Origin of the sequence: Chondromyces apiculatus DSM 436 (genome assembly GCF_000601485.1) — a bacterium.
GTDB classification, from domain to species: domain Bacteria; phylum Myxococcota_A; class Polyangia; order Polyangiales; family Polyangiaceae; genus Chondromyces; species Chondromyces apiculatus.
On the sequence record NZ_ASRX01000163.1, the window covers coordinates 1 to 1,716 of the forward strand.

Genomic DNA, 1,716 nt, shown 5'->3' on the forward strand with positions numbered 1-1,716 from the left:
TGGTGGACCACGGAGTCGCGCAGGGTGATGTTGTGCGCGTGGTGGAAGACGCAGCGGGTGGAGCCGCCGGTGACGTCGAAGCCCTCGACGAGGTAATGGTTGCCCGCGAACTCCACGGTGCTGGTGCCGCCCGAGAGGACGGGGCGCTTGCCGTTCACGCGGAGGCCGCGGATGGTGATCTTCTGGCTGGCCGAGCCGTGCTTGGTGAAGCGCACGTCGCCCGGGTAGGTGGCATTGCCGTCGACCTCGACGATATCTCCGGCTTTGAGGAGATTCGCGACCTGCCCGAGGTTCTTGTATTGCCGGGAGGGCCCGACCTTGTACACGGTGCCGAGCGGTTGCTCTGCGCTGTCGACGGCATCGGCTTCGGCCTGGTCGCCTTCTTCAGCAGCGATCGCGTCGTCCTCGAAGGTGGCATCCTCGTCGCCAGTGCCCACCAAGCAGCCGGTCCCCGTGAGGGAGAACGCCGCGAGGGCCGTTGCGAGCATACCCATCCGCCAGAGCCCGAGGCCCATCTTCACTGCGTGCATCCCGACTCTCCTGTGTCACCGCACGCCGCTTGCAGGACGGCCTCGCCGGCCCCGTGAGGCCAGCGCTCCATTCCCTTCGCGACCGCAAACGACGTTGTCCGAGGTGAACCAACAGCAGCCCCGGAGCTGGAGCTGCCTCCCGGAGAGCGCGGCGGGCATCAGGATTCTCCGCAGCGCTCTCAGGTCCTATTCATGCTCGCCGGCGCCAGGTCCGTCAAGGATGTTTCGTCAGGAGGAACCGTATGGGTTTCTAGGAAAGTGCATTAGATTGTGCAATCGTGCAGTCAGGGTGGGCTCCGGCTGCACGACCTGAGAAAGCCGTCATTGCAAGGCGAAATTGCATGCCGACAAGGTGGCGGAGGGAACGGTCTGGACGATGCTCCAGCTATTCAGCTGAGATGCGTTCGTCTGTTCGTTCCGGAATGCGTACTGATTGGCGAGCAGTATCTCCGCTCCTCCAGGAGACTGGACGTAGACCGAATACTTCCGGTTCGCGGGGTTCACCACCATCTTCACCTTGTACGTCTGGCCGGCGGCATAGGTGATGGTGGTCGCTGCCTGGTAGCTCGCGCCGTTGCGGACGAGGATGCGGCCCGAGACGTCGAACAGGACGATGGCGGCGAGGCCGCTCCAGGCAGTCTGCGGGCCGAAGGACAGGCCGAGGGCGCCGTCGAGGGAGGCGGCGCTGGGCGTCACGTCCCAGCTCGCGGTGAAGGTGCCCGTCTGCGAGGCCATGGAGGTGCTGACCCAGGCGCTGTTGGCGGAGACCTTGCAGCTCCCGGAGGGCGGGGTGGGCGGCGGGGTCGTGGCGGTGCCGTACTCGAAGGCGCCGAGGTCGATGGTGCCCACGCTGGGGCGCGCCACGGCGGCGCCAACGGCCTGGATGGCGCCGAGGGGGGGGTGGAAGAGGGGGAGCGCGAGGGGGGCCGGGAAGGGGCGCCCGGAGGGGCCCTGGGGGACGGCGGTGCCGGCGTCGCGGAGGGGGCTCGAGGAGATGAGCCGGAAGTCGCGCGTGGAGGGGTTGGCAAAGCCCGGGTCGTTCTGCACGAGGGTCTGGGTGAGGCCGGTGGGGAGGGTCGTGCCCTGGGGGACGGCGTTCTTGGTGCCGGTGACGATGGGGCTGCCGCTCGACCAGAGGCCGTCGTCGCGGATGAGCTGCACGCTGCCGCCGCCGACGCGGTGGAAG

At 67.9% G+C, this 1,716-nt stretch carries 2 pseudogenes; both read right to left on the reverse strand.

What is annotated here, in order from left to right:
• Positions 1 to 530: pseudogene (locus CAP_RS43250) on the reverse strand (hypothetical protein); the annotation flags it as partial.
• A gap of 321 nt (positions 531 to 851) precedes the next feature.
• Positions 852 to 1,716, reverse strand: a pseudogene (locus CAP_RS53180) (hypothetical protein); the annotation flags it as partial.